The sequence below is a fragment of the Lysobacter niastensis genome, from assembly GCF_031457115.1.
Classification (GTDB): domain Bacteria; phylum Pseudomonadota; class Gammaproteobacteria; order Xanthomonadales; family Xanthomonadaceae; genus Lysobacter_J; species Lysobacter_J niastensis_A.
Window position 1 is genome coordinate 1985675 of the sequence record NZ_JAVDVY010000001.1, and the last position, 21059, is coordinate 2006733.

The following is a 21059-nucleotide window of genomic DNA, read 5'->3' on the forward strand; positions in this document are numbered from 1 at the left end:
TTATTCAATTAGTTACCGCAATTACTTCATGCGGTAGGTGATACGACCCTTGGTCAGGTCGTACGGGGTCATTTCGACCTTCACCTTGTCGCCGGTCAGGATGCGGATGTAGTTCTTGCGCATGCGGCCGGAGATGTGGGCAATGATCTCGTGCCCGTTTTCGAGGCGCACTCGGAACATGGTGTTCGGAAGAGTTTCCGCCACCGTGCCCTCGAATTCGATCACGTCGTCTTTTGCCATGAGGTTCCTGAAGGTGGGTGCCCTGACCTTGGGATAAGGCAAGGGACGAAGCCCAGCATTTTGCCACGCGGGGGCCGGGTGTGCAAAAAAACGGTTAATCGGGTTCAGGCCGCTCCCGATCGGGCCGCCCTGTTCAGGCCTTCCTGTTCAGCCCGTTCCCGGCTCGGCCAGCCGGCAGGCCGGCCAATCGCCCACGCGCTGCGTCCACGGGCCGACCAGGCCCGGCTGGTCAACGAGACCCTCGACGGCATCCAGGAAAGGGCGGCGCGGCCAGCGTTCCGCCCCCAGGCTCACCAGATGTTCGTTCTCGACTTGGGCGTCGATGAGCGGCCAGCCCCAGTCGTACAGATGTCGGGCCAAGGCCGCCAGCGCGACCTTGGATCCGCCGCTCTGGGCACTGAACATGCTCTCGCCGAAGAACATCCGACCAACGGCGATGCCATAGATGCCGCCGATCAGGCGACCGTCGGCGAATACTTCGAACGAATGCGCGTGGCCGAGTTCGTGCATGCGCTGATAGGCCTGGATCATGTCCTTGATGATCCAGGTGCCGCGCTGACCGGGGCGCGGAATGTGGGCGCAGGCTTCGATGACCTGCGCGAACGCGCTGTCGGCGCGCACGGTCCAGTCGCAATGGCGCAGACCGCGGCGAAATTTGGAAGACAGCCGGACACCGTCGGTCCGGAACACGGCACGCGGATCGGGGCTCCACCACAGGATCGGCTGCCCCTTGGAGTACCAGGGGAAGATGCCGTGCCGGTAGGCATTGAGCAGGCGCGTTGGCGTCAGATCGCCGCCGACCGCCAGCAACCCGTCCGGATGCCGCAATGCCTGTTCCACGGGCGGGAACGGGGTATGAGGATCGGCGGGGAGCAGGGCAGGCAGGACGCTCATTGCAACGATGGTGCCCCATCCCGGTATTGGTTATCGAGTCGGTTATCCGGCATCGGGCGCTTTGAAGGGCGAATGCGCGGACAGCGTCGCGGCGTACTGGCGCACCGAATCCGACTCCTGCGCGCACCACGCCCGCAATGCAGTGCGGAAATCCTCGTGTGCGATCCAATGGTGGCTGCGCACGATCGTCGGCAGGAAGCCGCGCGCGAGCTTGTGCTCGCCCTGCGCGCCGGGCTCGAACCGGGTCAGGCCATGACGCAGGCAGTAGTCGATACCCTGGTAGTAGCAGGTCTCGAAATGCAGGCTGGGCATCGCTTCGGTCGCGCCCCAGTAGCGGCCGTACAGCGTGTCGCCACCGCGCAGGCAAAGGGCGCCGGCGATCGGCGCGCCTTCGCGTTCGGCGAGAAACAGCACCAGGGCCGACGGCATCGTGGCGGCCAGGTGCTTGAGGAAGTCCAGTGTCAGCGCAGGGTGGTTGCCGTATTCGGCAAAGGTTCCCAGATAGAAGCCGTGCATCGTGCCCAGGTCGGCTTCGCTGGCCTGCGCGCCTTCGACGACGCGGAACGTAACGCCCGCACGCGCGACCTTTGCCCGCTCCTGGCGGATGTTCTTGCGGTGCTTGTGATCGAAGGCGGCGAGATAGTCGTCGAACGTCTTCCAGCCCCGATCGTTGTGCCAGTGATACTGCACGTCGATGCGCGGCAGCCAGTTGTCATCGAATGCCGCCTCGTCTTCATCGCCGTGAAAATTGACGTGCGCCGACGACAGGCCGTTGCGGCCGCATAACGCGGCCAGAAGTTCGGCCAGCGCACGCCGTCGCTCCGCATCGCGTGCCAGCAGGCGCGGTCCGGTGACGGGCGAGTAGGGCACGGCGCACAGCCATTTCGGAAAGTAGTCGAGCCCGTGTTGGGCGTACGCGTGCGCCCAGGCATGATCGAACACGAACTCGCCGTGCGAGTTGTCCTTCAGGTAGGCCGGGGCCGCCGCAATCAGGTCGTCGCCGTCCCACAGGGTGAGATGACGAGGCACCCATCCCCACTTCGCGCGCAGGCATCCGTGCTGTTCCAGGCCGTGCAGGAAGGCATGTGCAACGAAGGGGTTGCGACCGTCGTGCAACGCATCCCAGGGTTCGGCAGGTATCTCCGCCAGGGAATCGAAGATGCGCGCGGTAGCCATTTCAGCCGCGTCGATAGACGTCGGGATCGTGCTTTTGCATGTGGCTTTCGGGCTGGCTCAGCGCGCTGAAACCAAGGCCGGTGTAAAGCGCCTGCATGTCGCGCGTCACCAGGTGCCAACGTCGCAGGCCATGCAGTCGTTCGTCGGCCATCAGTGCGGCGACGATCGCGCGGCCATGGCCTTGGCCTCGGTGCGAGGCCAGTACGAAGACATCGGCCAGATAGGCAAAGGTGGCCTGGTCGGTGACCGCACGCGTGAACGCGATGAGCTCGCCGTCAACGTAGCCGCCGTAGCAGATCGAATGCCGCAGGGCGCGATGCAGGGTGTCGAGTGGAATGCCCGCGGCCCAATAGGACTCGCGGGCAAGGAAGTCATGGATCCGCGCAAGATCCTGATCGGAAAGTGCGTCCTGCAGGTTGGCGCGGATTTCCAACGGCTTCGTATCCACGACGTCGCCTGGCGGCATCAGCCTTCCTTGTCGAGGAACTTCTCGGCGTCCAGCGCGGCCATGCAGCCAAAGCCCGCCGAGGTGATGGCCTGGCGATAGACCTGGTCGGCCACGTCGCCGGCGGCGAACACGCCCGGCACCGAAGTCTGCGTCGAATTGCCGTCCAGCCCGGTCTTGATCGTCAGGTAGCCGTTCTTCATCTCCAACTGGCCTTCGAACAGTGACGTGTTCGGCGTGTGGCCGATGGCGACGAACAGGCCGTGGATCGACAGATCGCGCGTGGACCCGTCCTGCACCGACTTCACCCGAAGGCCGGTCACTCCGGCATCGTTGCCGAGCACTTCGTCGACCTGGTGATGCCACACCGGCTCGATCTTGCCGCTCTGGATCTTGGCGAACAGCTTGTCCTGCATGATCTTCTCGGCGCGCAGCGTGTCGCGGCGATGCACGAGGTAGACCTTGCGCGCGATGTTGGACAGGTACAGCGCTTCCTCGACCGCGGTATTGCCGCCGCCGATCACCGCCACGTCCTGCTCCTTATAGAAGAAGCCGTCGCAGGTTGCGCACGCCGAGACGCCGCGACCCTTGTAGTCCTCTTCCGACGGCAGACCCAGGTACTTGGCGGTCGCGCCGGTGGCGATGACCAGCGCATCGGCGGTGTATTCGCCGCTGTCGCCGATCAGCCTGAACGGGCGCTTGGACAGGTCGGCGCTATGGATATGGTCGAACACGACCTCGGTATCGAAACGCTCGGCATGCGCCTGCATGCGTGCCATCAGGTCCGGCCCCATCAGGCCGTGCGCGTCGCCGGGCCAGTTGTCGACTTCGGTGGTCGTCATCAGTTGCCCGCCCATCTGCAGGCCGGTGATCACCAGCGGCTTGAGGTTGGCGCGCGCCGCGTAGACGGCGGCGGTCCAGCCAGCCGGACCGGAGCCGAGGATGATGACGCGGGAGTGCTTGGATGGGGTCATGGGTATAATCGCGGGCTGTTGTGAGCGCTCTCGCGCAAGGTTTCCCGCCATACGCAGGCGTGTTGACGGAAACGTCGATGCCATAGCTTGGCGGCGGCTTCCCTGCAAAACAAGGCGCGTGGCCTGGACGCAATGTTGCACTGCGCCGTGAGGCCCGCAGCACCACTGGGAGACAATGGCGGTACGCGCCGCCCATGCGGCGTTTTTGCGTTGTAGAGATTCCTCCCCCCTGCATCAGCCCGCGCATGCCCGTGCGGGCTCAACAAATTTGAAGGTAGAGACATGCGGATCGGCGTTCCCAAGGAAACCAAGACTCTTGAAGGGCGCGTTGCGCTCGTTCCGGCCGCCGCCGGCGACCTGGTCAAGCGTGGCCATGAGGTCTGGATCGAGAAGGATGCCGGCATCAAGTCGGGCTTCAAGGACGAGCAGTACACCCAGCTCGGCGTGAAGATCGCGCCCGATGCCGCCAGCCTGTACGAAAAGGGCGAGCTGATCGTGAAGGTCAAGGAGCCCATCGCGGGCGACCTCAAGCACCTGCGCAAGGATCACCTGCTGTTCTGCTACCTGCATCTGGCCGCCGAGCCGGTGCTGACCAAGCAACTGCTGGACATCGGCCTGACCGGCGTCGCCTTCGAGACCGTCGAACTGCCCAACGGCGACCTGCCGCTGCTGGCGCCGATGTCGGTCATCGCCGGCAAGATCGCGGTGCAGGTCGGCACCCACCTGCTGCATCAGCCGGAAGGCGGCAAGGGCAAGCTGCTCGGCGGCCTGCCGTCGACCGAACGCGGCAAGGTCGTGGTGTTCGGTGCCGGCCAGGCCGGCAGCGCCTCGGCGGCACTGGCCGCGGCCGGCGGCTCGAACGTGGTCGTGTTCGAAATGCGCCAGGACCGCATGGAACAGATGATGCGCCTGGGCAACAACGTGACCACCCTGTACCCGTATGCCGACGTGGTCGCGCGCGAAGTCGCCTCGGCCGACCTGGTCGTCGGCGCGGTGCTGGTCACCGGCGCCAAGGCCCCACACGTGTTGACCCGCGACATGCTCAAGGCGATGGAGCCGGGCAGCGTCGTGGTCGACATCTCGATCGACCAGGGCGGTTGCTTCGAGACCTCGCGTCCGACCACCTGGAAGGAGCCGACCTACGTCGAAGAGGGCGTGACCCACTTCTGCGTGACCAACATGCCGGGCGCCGTGCCGCAGACCTCGTCGCAGGCGATCTGTGCGGCGATCCTGCCCTGGGTCAACAAGCTGGCCTCGGGCAATTGGCGCGAGAACCAGGCGCTGGTGCGCGGCATCAACGTCGAGGGCGGCAAGCTCGTCCACCCGGCACTTCAGGGCATGAAGCTGTAAAGTCCTCACTGGGGCCGGGCGGCAACGCCCGGCTGAATACGGCTCCGAATCGAAACCCTGTCATCCGGCAGGGTTTCGCCGTATATTCAATGACTAACGGAACCTAGCTGAGGCAGAACATCACGGTGGCGCAGGCACCCGCGGCAAGCCGAAAGAAACTCAAGGCGGAAAAGCTTCCGCCGTCGCCGCGTCGGCAGCGGTTGATGCGCGATATCGCGCTGATCCTGATCGCGCCGCTGCTGCTGTACCTGCTGGCCAGCCTGATGACGTTCTCGCCGCAGGATCCGGGCTGGTCGCACTCGGGCTCGATCACCGCGCCGCTGCACAACGTCGGCGGACGGGTAGGGGCCTGGACCGCGGACGTGCTGCTGTACCTGTGCGGCTACGTCGCTTTCCTGTTGCCCTTGATGCTCGGCGCGGTCGCGTGGATTGCGCTGTTCGGCATGGACAGCGATGGCGATGGCGACGTCGACCTGGGCCCAGCGTTGCGGCTGGTCGGAATCGTGGGCTTCCTCGTTTCCGCCACCGGACTGCTGGAACTGCGCATCGGCCCCGCCGCGGATTTCTCCGCGCGTAGCGGTGGCATTCTCGGCCAGTTGGTGGGCAAGTCGCTCTACAGCGGCTTCGGTCCCGTCGGCGGCAACCTGTTCCTGCTCGCGTTGCTGCTGATCTCGGTGACGTTGGCTACCGGGCTGTCGTGGCTGACAGTGATGGACAAGATCGGTCAGTGGACGCTGGCCCTGGGTCCGTTGCTGAGCAAGACATTCCGCCGCGGCAGCCAGCAGGCGACCGAGTGGCAACAGACGCGCGCGTTCCGCGAAGAGCGGGAGGAAGCGCGCAAGGTCGACACCGAACTGCGCGCAAAGCGTGCGCCGGTCAAGATCGAGCCGCCGCCGGCGCCGGTCGTGGAAAAGAGCGATCGCGCCAAGCGCGAGCAGCAGATCCCGCTGTTCCATGTCGGCGATGGCTCGGGCATCCCGCCGTTGGCCCTGCTCGACGATCCCAAGCCGCAACCCAAGGGTTACAGCGAGGAAACGCTGGAAACGCTGTCGCGGCAGATCGAGTTCAAGCTCAAGGACTTCCGCATCGACGCGCAGGTGGTCGGCGCCTATCCGGGCCCGGTGATCACGCGCTTCGAACTGGAGCCCGCGCCAGGCGTGAAGGTCAGCCAGATCAGTTCGCTCGACAAGGACATCGCCCGCGGTTTGTCGGTGAAGTCGGTGCGCGTGGTCGATGTGATCCCCGGCAAATCGGTGGTCGGACTGGAAACGCCGAACACTTCACGCGAGATGATCTTCCTGTCCGAGCTGTTGCGCTCGAAGGAATACGACAAGTCCACCAGCCCGCTGACACTGGCACTGGGCAAGGACATCGCCGGCCGCCCCACCGTCGCGGACCTGGCGCGCATGCCGCACCTGCTGGTCGCCGGCACCACCGGTTCGGGCAAGTCCGTCGCGGTCAACGCGATGGTGCTGTCGTTGTTGTACAAGGCCTCCGCCAAGGACCTGCGGATGCTGATGATCGACCCGAAGATGCTGGAGCTTTCGGTCTACCAGGGCATCCCGCACCTGCTGGCGCCGGTGGTCACCGACATGAAGGAGGCCGCCAACGGCCTGCGCTGGTGCGTGGCCGAGATGGAGCGGCGCTACAAGCTGATGTCGGCCGTGGGCGTGCGCAACCTGGCGGGCTTCAACAAGAAGGTGAAGGACGCCGAGGAAGCGGGCCAGCCGATGATGGACCCGCTGTTCAAGCCCAATGCGGAACTGGGCGAAGCACCGCGGCCGTTGGAGACGCTGCCGTTCATCGTCATCTTCATCGACGAATTCGCCGACATGATGATGATCGTCGGCAAGAAGGTCGAAGAACTCATCGCACGTCTGGCACAGAAGGCGCGTGCCGCCGGCATCCATCTGATCCTGGCCACGCAGCGTCCGTCCGTGGACGTCATCACCGGCCTGATCAAGGCCAACATCCCCACGCGCATCGCATTCCAGGTGTCGAGCAAGATCGACTCGCGCACCATCCTGGACCAGTCTGGCGCAGAGACGCTGCTGGGCCACGGCGACATGCTGTACCTGCCGCCCGGCACTGCGATGCCCGAACGCGTGCACGGTGCCTTCGTCAGCGACGAGGAAGTGCACCGCGTGGTCGAGCACCTCAAGCAGGTCGGTGGCGGTCCGGACTACGTCGATGGCGTGCTCGACGAAGTGCAGACTCTGGGCGATGGCGTCGTGGTCGGCGCGACCGGCCTGCCGGAATCCGGCGGAGGAGGCGGCGACGAATCCGATCCGCTGTACGACGAAGCCGTGCGCATCGTCACCGAAACCCGGCGTGCGTCGATTTCCGGCGTGCAGCGCCGGTTGAAGATCGGCTACAACCGCGCCGCGCGACTGATCGAGGCGATGGAAGCGGCCGGCATCGTCAGCTCACCCGAGCACAACGGCGATCGCAGCGTGCTGGCACCGCCACCGCCCAAATAGCGGGGCGCTCGCCGCTCCGCTTTTTCAACCCTATTCAGCAGACCAGCGGCACACTCGCCGCCATCGATCGATTGGAGTTTTACATGCGTGCAATTCGTGTTGCCGGCGCCGTCGTGGCGCTGCTGCTGGCCGTTCCGGCGTGGGCCGGCGCGCGCGACGATCTCAACGCCTTCACCCGGGGGCTGAAAGGCCTGGACGGACAGTTCACGCAACAGGTCTTCAATCCGCAGGGCAAGCTCAAGGAAAGCTCGAGCGGGCAGGTCGCAATGTCGGCGCCGCGTCTGTTCCGCTGGGAGTACATCAAGCCGTATCCGCAGTTGATCGTGGCCGACGGCAAGAAGGTGTGGGTCTACGACCAGGACCTGCAGCAGGTGACCGTGCGGCCGCAGGGCGTGGAGGAACAGAACAGCCCGCTGTCGGCGCTGATCGATCCGAACAAGCTCGACGCGCAGTTCAACGTCAAGGACCTCGGCGCCCGAGAAGGTCTCAACTGGCTGCAGCTGACGCCCAAGAAGGAAGGCGATGCGAGTTTCCGCAGCGCACTGCTGGGGTTCGGCAAGGGCGGACTGGAGCGCATGCAGGTGGTCGATGCACTGGGCCAGAAGACCGACATCGGCTTCAGCGGCTGGAAGCGCAACCCGGCCTTCGCCCGCGACAAGTTCAAATACACGCCGCCCAAGGGCGTAGACGTGATCGGCGAGGGCTGATCCAGGGCTGGCCGGACCGTCGACGGGTGCGGCCACGCTAGAATTCCGCTGTGAGCAGACCCCGCGGCACCGTCCCCGAGAATGACCTGTTGAGCGTCGATCGCGATGCGCTGCGGCCGCTGGCCGAGCGCATGCGGCCGCGCACGCTCGACGAAATGGTCGGGCAGCGACGGCTGCTGGCGCCACGCTCGGCGCTGCGCCGGGCAGTCGAGTCGGGCCGTGTGCACTCGATGATCCTGTGGGGGCCGCCCGGCTGCGGCAAGACCACGCTGGCGCTGCTGCTGGCGAAATACGCCCATGCCGATTTCCGGGCCATCTCGGCCGTGCTGTCCGGGCTGCCGGAAGTTCGGCAGGTGCTGGCCGAGGCGGCGCAGCGCTTCGCGCAAGGCCAGCGCACCGTGCTCTTCGTGGACGAGGTGCACCGCTTCAACAAGACGCAACAGGACGCCTTCCTGCCGCACATCGAGCGCGGCACGATCGTATTCGTCGGCGCCACCACCGAAAATCCGTCCTTCGAGCTCAACTCGGCGTTGCTGTCGCGATGTCGCGTGCACGTGATGGAAGCGGTGTCACCCGACGACATCCAGCAGTCGCTCAAACAGGCCCTTGCCGACGAGGAGAGGGGACTGGGCGGTCGAGGGTTGCGTGTCGCCGACGAGTCGCTTGCGCAGATCGCGCGTGCGGCCGACGGCGACGTGCGCCGCGGACTGACGCTGCTGGAAATTGCCGCCGAACTGGCCGAAGGCGAGGACGGCGAAATCACCACGGCCACGCTGGCGCAGGTGCTGGCCGATCGCACGCGCCGTTTCGACAAGGGCGGCGAGCAGTTCTACGACCAGATATCGGCACTGCACAAGTCGGTGCGCAGCTCCAATCCCGATGCCGCCGTCTATTGGCTGGCACGAATGCTCGACGGCGGATGCGATCCGCATTACCTGGCACGCCGGCTGACGCGCATGGCGGTGGAGGACATCGGCCTGGCCGACCCACGCGCCCAGCAGATGGCCATCGAGGCCTGGGACACCTACGACCGGCTGGGCAGTCCGGAGGGTGATTTGGCGCTCGCGCAACTGGCGATCTACCTGGCGAGCACCGCCAAGTCCAATGCGGCCTACAACGCCTACAACGCGGCCCGGCGCGACGTCCGCGAATACGGCACGCAGGATGTTCCGCTGCATCTGCGCAATGCACCGACGCGACTGATGAAGCAGTTGGGGTATTCGAAGGGCTATCAGTACGACCACGACAGCGAGGGCGGCATCGCGCTCGACCAGACCGGTTTCCCGGATGCGATGGGTGAGCGGGTGTACTACGAGCCTGTCGAGCGCGGATTGGAGGTCAAGCTGAAGGAAAAGCTCGACCGGCTGCGTGCCGCGCGGGAGAAGGCCCGAGGTGATGCGGGTGTGAGCGGCGATGAGACCTGATTGTTCATCAACTCAACGCGTTACCTGGCGGTAACGCGCAAGCTGCATGAGAAGGCGCCCCCAAGACCTTGAAAGCGCTACCGGGTGCACCCGATGTAATGCGACGGAGAAAGAACACGTTTCAATCGGGAAACGTTTGCCTGAATAGTGCAGTGCGCTCTTCCTCATCCTTGCAGTCAATCACTTGCATCACAGCCTGGGTGCCGTGGCACCTGTTCACTCCCGGCAGGCATCTCAACTTTGAAACACGGCGGCCGCACCGTCGGCCCGTGGCGGCATGAACGTCCAACTCCGCGGTCACCCGCCGATTAATTTCGACGGTTTATCAGTCGGTTAGGCGCCAGCCGCCAGCGTTGGCATCGCATGTGCGTAGTAACTCCTTGCGCCGCTCCATATCTCCCCCGGGGCATCGCGGCGCGAAGGAGAACAATCAATGCGCATTCGTAAAAGCTTGATCACAACGGCAGTGCTCATCGGCATTGGATTCGGCAGCCAAGCCTGGGCACAGCAGACCAATGGTGACGGCGGCGAAGGGGATGACACCCTCACCGCAGAGGACAGTTCCGACAACAGTTCCAACACGGGTGGCAACGCTGCCGACAACGGTGCCGCCGCTGCGAACAATGGCGGGACGGCCTCGTCCACTTTCAGCACCAGCAACGCTGCAATCGTGGCATCCACCACGCTAGAAGGTTCCGTTACCGGCTTGTCCGTCGGCAACATCGGCAATATCGCCACCAACGCCGGAGGCGCGTCTGGCGGTAGTGGCGGTGCAGGTGCCGGTGGTAGTGGCGGTCTCGCCTCCGGAGGCGAGGGCGGTGGTGGCGATGGTGCTCGAGGCGGCGATGCCAGCGCCAGCGGTGGTTCTGGCGGCAGCGCTTCCGGTGACGGTGGGCTGGCCGCGGCAGGCGCCGGTGAAGGCGGCGATGGCGGTGCGGGCGGAGGTTCCGGCGGTACCGGAGCCGGTGGCGGCGACGCCTCGGGCGATGGTGGCGCGGCGATTGCAGCCGATCTGGCCCTCGGTGGTGCAGCCGCCGGAACAGGCGGTGATTCGTCCGAAAGCGAAGAGGGCGATTCCACCTCTGGCGCAGGAACGGGCACCGGTGGCGCAGGATCGACCGGATCTGCAACTGGCACGGCTGGATCGAGCACATCTACGGCCGGCAGCGGTGGCTCGGTAGCCGCCACGTCCGGTGATGGCGGTAGTGGCTCAGGCGGCACGGGCGGTGGCGCGACGGGCGGCAACAGCGCCTCTACCGGTGGCAGCGGCGGCACGCTGGCTTCCTCCGGCGGGTCCGGTGGCAACGGGTCCGGCGGCACTGGCGGCAGCGCGACGGGCGGCAACGGCGGTGACGGCACGGGCGGGAGCGGTGGCTCCGGCGGGTCGGTTACCAACGACGCCGGCACCTTCGACATGTCCAGCAGCATGACCAGCGTTGGGCAGTCGGCGGCGGGCATCATGGTCGCGGCGCAGAACAGCGGCATCGCGTCCCTGATCCAGCAGGGTGTCACTGTGCAGGCCAACCTGACGGTAGGCCCATAACGCGCTCCCTCGGCGTGTTCACGACTGTGGCACGTCATGCGCGCACTGAACTCCCTGCCGGCATTCCCGCCGGCAGGGAGCTTTCGGCATGCGGGAAACCGCACGCGCATAACGGGAACGCATGGCAAGGAGCATCAACCATGCGACCGACTCATTTCATCCCTATCAGCGCCGCCATCATGATAAGTGCCGCCGCCGCGGTGTCGGCAGGCACCGCGCGCGCGGAGCAACCTCAGTTGCTACCCGAGCTTGCACAGGAGCCGGCGCAGGCCGCATTGGGCAGCCCCATTGCACTGGGTGCGCTGGACGCACTACGCGGCGGCGCAACCACTGTCGACAACGATATCCTCGTGGACGGCAACGTTCAGGACAACACCGCCGACCACGTCCTGACCGGTAACAACACTGTAGACGCCGGTTCGTTCGCCAATGCCAGCGGCATCTCCACGGTGATCCAGAACACCGGCGCCAATGTCCTGATCCAGAACGCAACGATCGTGAACGTCCAGTTCGCGCCGCCTCCCTCGCCATGAAGGACAACGGGCATCGTGTCTGCGGCTGGTTCGCTTCGCTCGTCGTAATGGCGGCCGGAGCCGCGCACGCGGGCGTGGTGGACGTGCGCGTGCCGCCCGGCGGTGATTACAGCGTTCACGTCGTCAGCGTGAAGGAAGCGCGCTTCCGCACCACGGTGCGGCAGCAATACGACTTCAGTTGCGGCTCGGCGGCGACGGCGACGCTGCTGACGTTCCAGTACGGAGTGCCGGTCAGCGAGTCGGAAGTGTTCATGCAGATGTACGCTCGCGGCGACCAGGCCAAGATCCGTCGCGAGGGATTCTCGCTGCTCGATATCCGACGCTATCTGCAGTCGCGAGGATTCGCCGCGGATGGTTTCGAATTGCCGGTGCAGAAGCTGGCCGACGAGGGGTTGCCCGCGATCGTGTTGCTGAACGATCGCGGCTACCGTCATTTCGTGGTCGTCAAAGGCCTGCGCAATGGGCGCGTGCTGCTCGGCGATCCGGCCAGGGGCACGCGCGCGATGCCGCTATCGCGCTTTGAGAAGCTGTGGGACAACCGCGTGCTGTTCGTCGTGCACAACCGCCGGGACCTGGCCCAGTTCAACCACACACGCGACTGGCGCACGGCGCCCCCGGCGCCGCTGGATGCCGGTATCGCCCGCGACAGCCTCTACAACATCGTGACGCCCCGGCGCAGGCCGGGCGACATCTGAGCAGGCGAGTGCATGGACACGCCGCGAACGCTGATCGTCGTGACGCTTCTGCTGGCGGGAGTCTTTTCGCCGGCCACCGGAGCGGGACAGCAGCTTTCGGGTCTGGGGCCGGAATGGAGGCCGGTGGATCCCGCCCGCCTGGACACCATGCGTGGCGGCTTCCAGACCACCTCAGGCATGACGCTGTCGTTCGGCATCGAGCGCGTCGTGCAGGTCAATGGCGAACTCCTGGCTACCACGCGCGTGCACATCCCCGATGTCGCGCGGATGACTGCCGACCAGGCCACGGAACTGGCGCGCTTCAACGAGGGAATGCTCATCCAGATCGGCCCGGGCAATCATTTCGAGCCGGCCGGCAGTCTCCAGGGCGTGGTGATCCAGAACAGCCTCGACGGCCAGGACATCCGCGCCATCACGACGTTGAACATCGGAGTCGATACGCTCGGCGCTTTCCAGGACATGAATGCACAGGCCGCGCTGCGTGACGCTCTCGTCAACGCCACGAAACTGCCCTGAACTCGCATCGCAGGCCGTTCTCCCCAAGGACACCGCATGAACGCACTGCCGATGACACGTCCCCTGGCTCTGGTTCCCTGTCTTTGGCTTGCCGTGGCCGGCCTGGTCCATGCCCAGGATCAGGCTCAGGCGTCAACGGCCGACACATCACGACTCGACAACCTGCAGCGCGAGATCAATGAGCAGACCAGGCGCCTGGACGAACTGCGCCAGGCCTTGGCCCAGCAGGAGCAGAACGTCGAGCAACTGCAACAGGCGTTGAACGATGAGCGACTGGACGCGGCCCGTGGTGCTGGCGCACCGGCGGTAAGCGTCACGCCATCGGTGGCGCAGCAGGCCGCGCCGTCGGTCGTGCAGAATCTTGCGCAGCAGGACCAGGCGCCGCGACAACCGGTGGGCCAGGCGCCGGCAGAAGCATCACGGCCGCCGGAAGTCGCGCAGATATTCGAACAACCGGGTGTGCTGACGCCGAAGGGACAGTTCATCTTCGAGCCGTCGCTGCAATACGGATATTTGTCCAACGACCGCGTCGCGCTGGTCGGTTTCACCATCATTCCCGCGCTGCTGATCGGCCTGATCGACGTGCGCCAGGTAAAGACCACTTCCGGCATCCTGACGATGACGGGCCGTTACGGTTTCACCAACCGCTTCGAACTCGAGGCCAAGGTGCCGTACGTCTACATCAACAGCGACACCGTCAGCCGCGAGATCTTCACCGGCACCGCGGTCGACAATGTATTCAACGCCGATGGCAACGGGCTGGGCGATGTGGAGGCCACCGCGCGCTATCAGCTCAACCGGGGCGGACCCGACAAGGCCTTCTACATAGGCTGGCTGCGCTACAAGAGTCGCACCGGCAAGGATCTGTTCGAAGTCGTCACCGACTGCGTGACGCGTTGCGTCGCCAACACCACGGGCACCGGTCTGCCGGTGGAACTGCCCACCGGTACCGGCTTCGAATCGCTGCAGACGGGCGTGACCTGGCTGTATCCATCGGACCCCGTCGTCTTCTTCGGCAGCTTCAGCTATCTCTACAACTTCGAGCGCAGCAACGTCTCGCGGACGTTGTTGAACGGCGCGCAGGAGCAACTGGGCGACGTGCAGGCGGGCGACATCTGGGGACTGAACATCGGCCTGGGCCTGGCGCTCAACGAGCAGGCCTCGATCAGCATCGGCTACGACCAGAGTGTCATCGCGCCGGCGGAGCAGAACGGACAGGAGGCACCCGGTGCGGTGCGGCTCACGCTGGGGACGCTGCTGCTTGGAGGGACTTACCGCTTCAACGAGAAGGTCTCGCTCAACGTGGCGCTGGGTGCCGGGCTGACGCGCGACACGCCGGACCTGACGTTGACCGCGCGGGTGCCGATCTCGTTCTAGGCGGATGGCGTTTGCAGCCTGACTTTGAGGCGGTGGACGCTTCACGCGTATTTCACGCGAGCGGAGTCTATTTCATAGCGCGTTGCGCGTTCTTCGAGGGCGTCACTCGCCGCTGCGGAGCGCGTCCCGGAGGAGCGGCCACTTGAAAGACCGCAATCCGTTTGCAGTCGAACGGATTCTCTCCATCCGGGCATTTACTACATCACCTCCAGGGAGGACAGCCATGAAGTCTCTTGCACTAGGCGTCGCGCTATTGACGATGCTGGCGGCCTGCGCCAGTTCGCCGACGGTCCACACCGATTCCGATCCGAGCGCGCAGTTCTCCCAGTACCGGACTTATTCCTGGCTGGCCAAACCGGAAGGCGTTTCGCCCCTGGCGCAGGAGCGCATCATCGCCGCCGTCGACGCGCAATTGCAGGCCAAGGGCTGGACCCAGGCACCCAATGGCGATGTCGGCGTTGCCGCGCACGTGGCTACCGAGCAGCGCCACGACATCGACACCTTCTACAGCGGCCCGGGCTGGGGCGGCTGGGGCTGGTATGGGATGGGTGGCATGGGCTCGGCATCGACGACTGTGCGCACGTACAAGGTCGGCACCCTGGTGGTGGACATGTTCGACACCAAGACCAAGAAGGCGATCTGGCGCGGCACGGCGTCCGACACCATTCCAAGCTCGCCGGAAAAGGCCAATGCCATCGCCCAGGCGGGCATCACCAAGATGTTCGAAGCGTTCCCGCCGGGTAGCGCTCCGGCGAAGTAAACCTCGCGTTGCATCAGGGCCGGCGGGGGAAGCCGTCGGCCTTTCCTTTGGGGCTGGCGAATCGCGTCCGCTGGGTGTACAAATGTACACCATGTCAGACCTGCCATCCAAACGCGCCGCCGTACTGGCTTTCATCCGTGAGCGGATCGAGGGGCAGGGCCATTCGCCCAGCCTGGCCGAGATCGCCGAGGCCTTCGGCTTCGCCTCGCGCAACGCCGCACAGAAGCACGTGCAGGCCCTGTCGGAAGCCGGGCTGATCGAACTGTCGCCGAACCAGAAGCGCGGTATCCGCTTGCCGGGCCGCACGCGCCAGGACGTCGTGACGTTGCCGGTGCTGGGCAGGGTGGCCGCGGGCCTGCCGATCGGCGCCGACATCGGCATCGAACAGGAACTGCAACTGGACCGCCGCCTGTTCTCGCTGCCGCCGGATTACCTGCTGAAAGTGCAGGGCGATTCGATGATCGACGACGGCATCCTCGACGGCGACCTGGTAGGCGTGCACCGCAGCAGCGAAGCGCGCGATGGCCAGACCGTGGTGGCGCGCATCGACGAGGAAATCACGATCAAGCGGCTGGAGCGTGGGCTGCGCGGGATCCGCCTGCTGCCGCGCAATCCCGCGCACGCCCCGATCGAGGTGCGGCCCGGGCAGGATTTCGCCATAGAAGGGATCTTCTGCGGACTGGTACGACGGGGTTGAGATGGGTGCCGTCGTCGCGATCGATGCCTTGCTGGACCAGCGAAGGGTCTGGAAAGGGCAGCCGCAGGCGCTGCCGACGTCCAGTCCGCAACCGACCGGGCTGGCGGCACTGGATGAGGCGCTGCCCATGGGCGGCTGGCCCGACGCCGCGTTGACCGAACTGCTGATCCCGGCCGACGGCGTGGGCGAATTGCAGTTGCTCTGGCCGACGCTGGCGCGACTGTCGCAGGACGATGGCGTGATTGCGGTGGTCGCGCCGCCCTACGTGCCGTTTGCACCTGCATGGCAACGGGCGGGCGTGCGCCTGTCGCAGTTGCAGGTCATCCAGGCGAGTACGCGCGATGCGCTGTGGGCGGCCGAGCAGTGCCTGCGTTCGGGCGCGTGCGCTGCGGTGCTGTGCTGGCCGCTGCAGGCCGACGACCGCGCATTGCGACGCCTGCAGGTGGCCGCCGAAACGGGACACTGCCTGGCCTTCGGCTTCCGTCCGAGCCAGGCCGCGCGCAATCCGTCGCCGGCCGCGCTGCGCGTCGCCATCGAAACCAACCCGCAACAGTTGCGCGTGCTCAAGTGCCGTGGTGGGCTGGCGCCGGCGCGGCCCATAGCGCTGCCGCAACGGCGTGCTTGAGGTAGGGCCGTGCGCTGGGTTTGCCTGCTGCTGCCGCATCTGGCGCTCGACGGAGTCCTCCGCGGGCACCAGGCGCCCGAGCAGCCACTGGCGCTGATTTCCGGGCCGGTGCAGCGCCGCGTGCTGCACTCGGTCAATCCATCGGCGCGTGCGCTCGGTCTGCGCCCGGGGCAGTCCCTCGCGGCGGCACAGGCCATCAGCACCGGTTTCATCACTGTCCAATACGACCCCGATGCGGCGGCACGCTGGCGCGAATTCCTCGCCAGCTGGTCCTACCGTTTCAGCTCGCAGGTCAGCACCGATTTCCCGCATGCGATCGTGCTGGAGATCGGCCGCAGCCTGAAGCTGTTCGGTCCGTGGCCACGACTGGAAGCGCAGATGCGCGAGGAACTGCGCGAACTCGGCTTCCGTCATCGCCTGGTGGCCGCGCCCAATCCGCACGCTGCGCGCGTGCTGGCCAATGTCCACGATGGCATCGGGCTGAGCGACGAGACGTTGCTGACGGGGCTGGGGCAGATTCCGATCGAGCGGGCCGGACTGGATCGCGATACGGCCCAGGCGCTGTCCCGCATGGGCCTGCGCCAGTTGCGCCAGGTGTTCACACTGCCGCGCGACAGCATCACCCGCCGCTTCGCCAAGACCGTGCTGCCGCACCTGGACGCGCTGCGCGGCGACTTCTCGCCGCCGTTGCGCTATTACCGTCCGGCGGATGTGTTCGACCAGCGCATCGAATTCGATCACGAGGTCGAATCTAACCAGGCGCTGCTGTTTCCGTTGCGACGACTGACGACCGACCTGGCGGCGTTCCTCGCCGGCCGCGATGGCGGCGTGCAGCGCTACACGCTGGTGCTCGAGCACGAACGCTGTGCCGACAGCGAAGTCTGCGTCGGCCTGCTCACACCCGAGCGTGCCCCGGCCATGCTGTTCGAACTCGGCCGCGGGCGCCTGGAACAAGCGCAGGTACCGGCGCCGGTACGCGGCCTGCGCCTGGTCGCACGCGAGCTGCCGCCGTTCGTCCCGGCCAGCCGCGACCTGTTCGATGCGCGCTCGCAGCAGGCGGTGCCGTGGACGCAACTGCGCGAGCGGCTGCGCGCCCGCCTGGGCGACGATGCCGTGCACGGACTGGCCGTGCGCGCGGACCATCGGCCGGAACGCGCCTGGGGCGAAAGCAACGAACGCGAGCGACCATCGCCGCCATCCGCGTTGCCGCGTCCGGGCTGGCTGCTGTCCCGGCCCATGCCGTTGCGCGATCACACGCTGAAGGTGCTGGCAGGCCCCGAGCGCATCGAATCGGGCTGGTGGGATGGCGAGGAAGTGCGCCGCGACTACTACCTGGTGGAAACCTCCAGCGGACAGCGGGCCTGGGCTTATTGCGTCGCTGGCGAGCGCGGGCCGTACATGCTGCACGGATGGTTCGCATGAGCACGTTGCCGGACTACGCGGAGCTGCACTGCCTGTCGGCTTTCAGCTTCCAGCGCGGCGCCTCGGTCGCGGAGGAACTGTTCGAGCGTGCCAAGGCGCAGGGCTATCGGGCGCTGGCGATCACCGACGAATGCTCGCTGGCCGGCATCGTCCGCGCCTTCGAGGCCGCCAAGAAGTTCGAGCTGCCGCTGATCGTCGGCAGCGAGATGCGCATCGTCGATGGTCCCAAGCTGGTGCTGCTGGTCACGGACCTGGAGGCTTATGCCGCGCTATGCCGCTTGATCACCGTTGCCCGTCGCCGGGCAGGGAAGGGCGAGTACCGGCTGCTGCGCGAGGACCTGCACGAGCTTCCCGACGGGTTGCTGACCCTGTGGGTTCCTGATGATCCGGGCGATGACCAGCATGTGGCCTGGCTCAAGTCAGTCTTTGCGCAGCGGTTGTGGATCGCCGTCGGGTTGCATCACAGTCCGGACGATCATGCGCGCCTGCAAGCGATGCGCGAGGTGGGGCGCGCGCATGCGCTGCCGCTGGTGGCGGCCGGCGACGTGCACATGCACGTGCGTGCGCGCCGGCGCCTGCAGGACACGCTGACCGCGATCCGCCGCCGCACGCCGGTGGCCGAGGCGGGGGCCTGGCTGTTTCCCAATGGCGAGCGCCACCTGCGCACGCGACGTGCGTTGTCGGCGATCTATCCCGCCGACCTGCTGGCCGAAACGGTGCGCATCGCCGAGCGCTGCCGTTTCGACATGAAGCAGATCCGATACCTCTACCCGCATGAGCTGGTGCCGTCCGGCGAAACACCGGCCACGTGGTTGCGCCATCTGACCGAGGAGGGCGCCCGCTGGCGCTGGCCCGAAGGCGTGCCGGACAAGGCCAGGATCCAGATCGAGCACGAACTGGCGCTGATCGCGGAACTCGATTACGAGTCCTACTTCCTGACCGTTCACGACATCGTGCGCTACGCCCGCAGCCAGGAGATCCTGTGCCAGGGCAGGGGATCGGCGGCCAATTCGGCGGTGTGCTATGCGCTGGGTGTGACCGAACTGGATCCGAACCGCATGAACATGCTGTTCGAGCGGTTCCTGTCCAGGGAGCGCAACGAACCGCCGGACATCGACATCGACTTCGAGCACGAACGCCGTGAGGAAGTCCTGCAGTACGTGTTCAACCGCTATGGCCGCGAACGCGCCGCGCTGGTGTCGGTAGCGATCAGTTATCGCGGCAAGAGCGCTATCCGCGACGTCGCCAAGGCCTTGGGCCTGCCGCCCGACCAGGTCAACGAACTGGCACAGACCATGGAACGCTGGAGCGGCGAATTGCCGATGCCCGAATACCTGCGCGAACGCGGCTTCGATCCGGAATCGCCGGTGATGCGCCAGGTGCTGCACCTGACCGCCGAGCTGATCGGCTTCCCGCGACATCTGTCCCAGCATCCGGGCGGCTTCGTGATCTCCGAACGTCCGCTGCACACGCTGGTGCCGGTGGAGAACGCTGCGATGGACGACCGCACCGTCATCCAGTGGGACAAGGACGACCTGGATGTCATGGGCGTGTCGAAAGTCGACTGCCTGGCACTGGGCATGCTGACCGCCGTGCGCAAGACACTGGACGTGCTGCGCGGGCACGGCCGCCGCGAGATGACCATGGCCGACATTCCCGCCGACGACGGCCCCACCTACGAGATGATCGGCCGCGCCGATACCGTCGGCGTGTTCCAGATCGAATCGCGCGCGCAGATGGCCATGTTGCCGCGGCTGAAGCCGAAGAACTTCTACGACCTGGTGATCGAGGTCGCGATCGTGCGTCCCGGTCCGATCCAGGGCGACATGGTCCATCCCTATCTGCGGCGGCGCAAAGGCCTGGAACCGCTCGACTATCCGCCAGCGCTGGAAGACGTGTTCGCCCGCACGCTCGGCGTGCCGCTGTTCCAGGAGCAGGTGATGCAGCTGGCGATCCAGGCCGCGAAATACACGCCCGGCGAGGCCGACCAGTTGCGCCGCTCGATGGCGGCGTGGAAGCGGCACGGCGGACTGGAAGGCCATCGCGAAACACTCATCGGGCGCATGACCGGCAACGGCTATACGATGGAATTCGCCGAGCGCATCTTCGAGCAGATCAAGGGCTTCGGCAGCTACGGTTTTCCCGAATCGCACGCCGCCAGCTTCGCGCTGATCACCTACGTCACCTGCTGGCTCAAGTGCCACGAACCGGCCGCGTTCGCCTGCAGCCTGATCAACAGCTGGCCGATGGGCTTCTACACGCCCGACCAGATCCTGCAGGACGTGCGCCGCCATGGCGTACGCGTGCTGCCCGTGGACGTGCGCTACAGCGATTGGGATTGCGCGTTGGAATGGTTGGCGGATCAGGCCGATCCGGCGATCCGCCTCGGCCTGCGCATGATCCAGGGTTTCGATACCCAGTCGGCCGAGCGGATCAGCATCGCGCGGCAACGGCAGGATTTCGCCGATGTCGCCGACCTGTGCGAACGCGCCGGACTCGATCGCCGCCAGCAAGGCTTGCTGGCGGATGCGGCCGCCCTGAAAGGCCTCGTCGGGCATCGCCATCGCGCCCGCTGGGCCATCAGCGGCGTCGAGCGGCAGTTGCCGCTGCTGGGCGCCGTCACGTCGCAGCGTGAAGCGCAGGTGGCCTTGCCGATGCCCACGGCGGGCGAGGACATGCGCGCCGATTACGCACTGACCGGCACCACGCTGGGCCGCCATCCGCTGTCGATGCTGCGCAAGACGCTGACGGCCCGTCGCTGCCAGCGTTCATCGCAACTCGACCGGGTGCCCGCCGGGCGCTTCGTCCGCGCCGCCGGACTGGTGCGCGTGCGCCAGCAGCCACAGACCGCCAGCGGCGTGATCTTCCTGACCCTGGAAGACGAAGACGGCACGATCAACGTGGTGGTCTGGCATCACGTGGCGCAGCGCCAGCGCCGCGTGCTGCTGGAGTCGCAACTGCTTGCCGTGGAAGGCCGCATCCAGCGCGAGGACGGCGTGCAGCACCTGGTGGCCGAGCGGCTGGAGGACTACGGCGAGCTGCTGGGCTCGTTGGACACCCGATCACGCGATTTCCACTGAGTGCGCCGGCGCCGTGGATCAGACTTCATCCGGCTCGCGACGATCCAGCCGGAGACCGACTCCCGTGGGTTCTTCCGTTGACTGTCCCGACACTACGCGGGTGCCACCATGGCCGCTCGCA

Annotated in this window: 19 protein-coding genes; 14 read left to right on the top strand and 5 right to left on the bottom strand. The window is 66.1% G+C overall.

The features are described from left to right. Positions 1–21: 21 nt before the first annotated feature. The 5 genes from infA to trxB form a co-directional block, all read right to left on the bottom strand. The gene (gene infA, locus J2X06_RS08975) at positions 22–240 is read right to left on the bottom strand and encodes a translation initiation factor IF-1 (RefSeq protein WP_031372296.1); all 219 of its coding nucleotides are present in this window, start codon (positions 238–240) and stop codon (positions 22–24) included. 147 nt (positions 241–387) lie between these two features. Then, positions 388–1134: a leucyl/phenylalanyl-tRNA--protein transferase gene (aat, locus tag J2X06_RS08980; RefSeq protein WP_310061039.1), complete on the bottom strand. Its 747-nt coding sequence runs from the start codon at positions 1132–1134 to the stop codon at positions 388–390. A gap of 42 nt (positions 1135–1176) precedes the next feature. Next, a complete protein-coding gene (locus J2X06_RS08985; RefSeq protein ID WP_310061041.1) occupies positions 1177–2310 on the bottom strand; it encodes a GNAT family N-acetyltransferase in 1134 nt (377 codons plus the stop codon). 1 nt (position 2311) lies between these two features. Next, the gene (locus J2X06_RS08990; RefSeq protein ID WP_310061044.1) at positions 2312–2776 is read right to left on the bottom strand and encodes a GNAT family N-acetyltransferase; all 465 of its coding nucleotides are present in this window, start codon (positions 2774–2776) and stop codon (positions 2312–2314) included. Next, complete coding sequence (gene trxB / locus J2X06_RS08995; protein WP_310061046.1) at positions 2776–3729, bottom strand: thioredoxin-disulfide reductase; 954 nt, start codon at positions 3727–3729, stop codon at positions 2776–2778. The genes J2X06_RS08990 and trxB overlap by 1 nt, the downstream gene beginning before the upstream one ends. 282 nt (positions 3730–4011) lie before the next feature. On the opposite strand from trxB, the gene ald reads away from it, so the two are divergent. From ald to J2X06_RS09065, 14 genes are all read left to right on the top strand, one after another. Next, a complete protein-coding gene (ald, locus tag J2X06_RS09000) occupies positions 4012–5079 on the top strand; it encodes an alanine dehydrogenase (RefSeq protein ID WP_310061048.1) in 1068 nt (355 codons plus the stop codon). Positions 5080–5204: 125 nt separating this feature from the next. Continuing rightward, on the top strand, positions 5205–7559 hold the full coding sequence (locus J2X06_RS09005) for a DNA translocase FtsK (protein ID WP_310061051.1): 2355 nt from the start codon (positions 5205–5207) through the stop codon (positions 7557–7559). A gap of 83 nt (positions 7560–7642) precedes the next feature. Beyond that, entirely contained in the window at positions 7643–8266 is a 624-nt protein-coding gene (lolA, locus tag J2X06_RS09010) for an outer membrane lipoprotein chaperone LolA (RefSeq protein ID WP_310061052.1), read from the top strand. Between the two features lie 50 nt (positions 8267–8316). Continuing rightward, the gene (locus J2X06_RS09015; protein ID WP_310061055.1) at positions 8317–9690 is read left to right on the top strand and encodes a replication-associated recombination protein A; all 1374 of its coding nucleotides are present in this window, start codon (positions 8317–8319) and stop codon (positions 9688–9690) included. A gap of 433 nt (positions 9691–10123) precedes the next feature. Next, positions 10124–11233 (top strand): hypothetical protein, encoded by a 1110-nt coding sequence (locus tag J2X06_RS09020; RefSeq protein WP_310061057.1) that lies wholly within the window; start codon positions 10124–10126, stop codon positions 11231–11233. A 140-nt stretch (positions 11234–11373) separates the two neighbouring features. Continuing rightward, positions 11374–11766, top strand: a complete 393-nt coding sequence (locus tag J2X06_RS09025; protein ID WP_310061060.1) for a hypothetical protein — start codon at positions 11374–11376, stop codon at positions 11764–11766. Continuing rightward, the gene (locus J2X06_RS09030; RefSeq protein WP_310061062.1) at positions 11763–12461 is read left to right on the top strand and encodes a C39 family peptidase; all 699 of its coding nucleotides are present in this window, start codon (positions 11763–11765) and stop codon (positions 12459–12461) included. The genes J2X06_RS09025 and J2X06_RS09030 overlap by 4 nt, the downstream gene beginning before the upstream one ends. Positions 12462–12473: 12 nt before the next feature. Then, positions 12474–12977, top strand: a complete 504-nt coding sequence (locus tag J2X06_RS09035; RefSeq protein WP_310061065.1) for a hypothetical protein — start codon at positions 12474–12476, stop codon at positions 12975–12977. A gap of 36 nt (positions 12978–13013) precedes the next feature. Further along, positions 13014–14354, top strand: coding sequence for an acetate kinase (locus tag J2X06_RS09040; protein WP_310061068.1), 1341 nt, complete (start codon positions 13014–13016; stop codon positions 14352–14354). A 223-nt stretch (positions 14355–14577) separates the two neighbouring features. Next, complete coding sequence (locus J2X06_RS09045) at positions 14578–15114, top strand: DUF4136 domain-containing protein (protein ID WP_310061070.1); 537 nt, start codon at positions 14578–14580, stop codon at positions 15112–15114. 91 nt (positions 15115–15205) lie between these two features. Then, positions 15206–15811: a transcriptional repressor LexA gene (gene lexA, locus J2X06_RS09050; RefSeq protein WP_310061334.1), complete on the top strand. Its 606-nt coding sequence runs from the start codon at positions 15206–15208 to the stop codon at positions 15809–15811. Between the two features lies 1 nt (position 15812). Beyond that, a complete protein-coding gene (gene imuA / locus J2X06_RS09055) occupies positions 15813–16436 on the top strand; it encodes a translesion DNA synthesis-associated protein ImuA (protein ID WP_310061073.1) in 624 nt (207 codons plus the stop codon). A 9-nt stretch (positions 16437–16445) separates the two neighbouring features. Further along, a complete protein-coding gene (locus tag J2X06_RS09060) occupies positions 16446–17858 on the top strand; it encodes a Y-family DNA polymerase (protein ID WP_310061076.1) in 1413 nt (470 codons plus the stop codon). Next, entirely contained in the window at positions 17846–20938 is a 3093-nt protein-coding gene (locus J2X06_RS09065; protein ID WP_430539527.1) for an error-prone DNA polymerase, read from the top strand. The genes J2X06_RS09060 and J2X06_RS09065 overlap by 13 nt, the downstream gene beginning before the upstream one ends. Positions 20939–21059 lie beyond the last annotated feature (121 nt).

Bases quoted from the DNA above. Each gene is read 5' to 3' on its own strand.
- infA (WP_031372296.1), bottom strand. From the start codon at position 240: ATGGCAAAAGACGACGTGATCGAATTCGAGGGCACGGTGGCGGAAACT.
- aat (WP_310061039.1), bottom strand. From the start codon at position 1,134: ATGAGCGTCCTGCCTGCCCTGCTCCCCGCCGATCCTCATACCCCGTTC.
- J2X06_RS08985 (WP_310061041.1), bottom strand. From the start codon at position 2,310: ATGGCTACCGCGCGCATCTTCGATTCCCTGGCGGAGATACCTGCCGAA.
- J2X06_RS08990 (WP_310061044.1), bottom strand. From the start codon at position 2,776: ATGCCGCCAGGCGACGTCGTGGATACGAAGCCGTTGGAAATCCGCGCC.
- trxB (WP_310061046.1), bottom strand. From the start codon at position 3,729: ATGACCCCATCCAAGCACTCCCGCGTCATCATCCTCGGCTCCGGTCCG.
- ald (WP_310061048.1), top strand. From the start codon at position 4,012: ATGCGGATCGGCGTTCCCAAGGAAACCAAGACTCTTGAAGGGCGCGTT.
- lolA (WP_310061052.1), top strand. From the start codon at position 7,643: ATGCGTGCAATTCGTGTTGCCGGCGCCGTCGTGGCGCTGCTGCTGGCC.
- J2X06_RS09020 (WP_310061057.1), top strand. From the start codon at position 10,124: ATGCGCATTCGTAAAAGCTTGATCACAACGGCAGTGCTCATCGGCATT.
- J2X06_RS09025 (WP_310061060.1), top strand. From the start codon at position 11,374: ATGCGACCGACTCATTTCATCCCTATCAGCGCCGCCATCATGATAAGT.
- J2X06_RS09030 (WP_310061062.1), top strand. From the start codon at position 11,763: ATGAAGGACAACGGGCATCGTGTCTGCGGCTGGTTCGCTTCGCTCGTC.
- J2X06_RS09035 (WP_310061065.1), top strand. From the start codon at position 12,474: ATGGACACGCCGCGAACGCTGATCGTCGTGACGCTTCTGCTGGCGGGA.
- J2X06_RS09040 (WP_310061068.1), top strand. From the start codon at position 13,014: ATGAACGCACTGCCGATGACACGTCCCCTGGCTCTGGTTCCCTGTCTT.
- J2X06_RS09045 (WP_310061070.1), top strand. From the start codon at position 14,578: ATGAAGTCTCTTGCACTAGGCGTCGCGCTATTGACGATGCTGGCGGCC.
- lexA (WP_310061334.1), top strand. From the start codon at position 15,206: ATGTCAGACCTGCCATCCAAACGCGCCGCCGTACTGGCTTTCATCCGT.
- imuA (WP_310061073.1), top strand. From the start codon at position 15,813: ATGGGTGCCGTCGTCGCGATCGATGCCTTGCTGGACCAGCGAAGGGTC.
- J2X06_RS09065 (WP_430539527.1), top strand. From the start codon at position 17,846: ATGGTTCGCATGAGCACGTTGCCGGACTACGCGGAGCTGCACTGCCTG.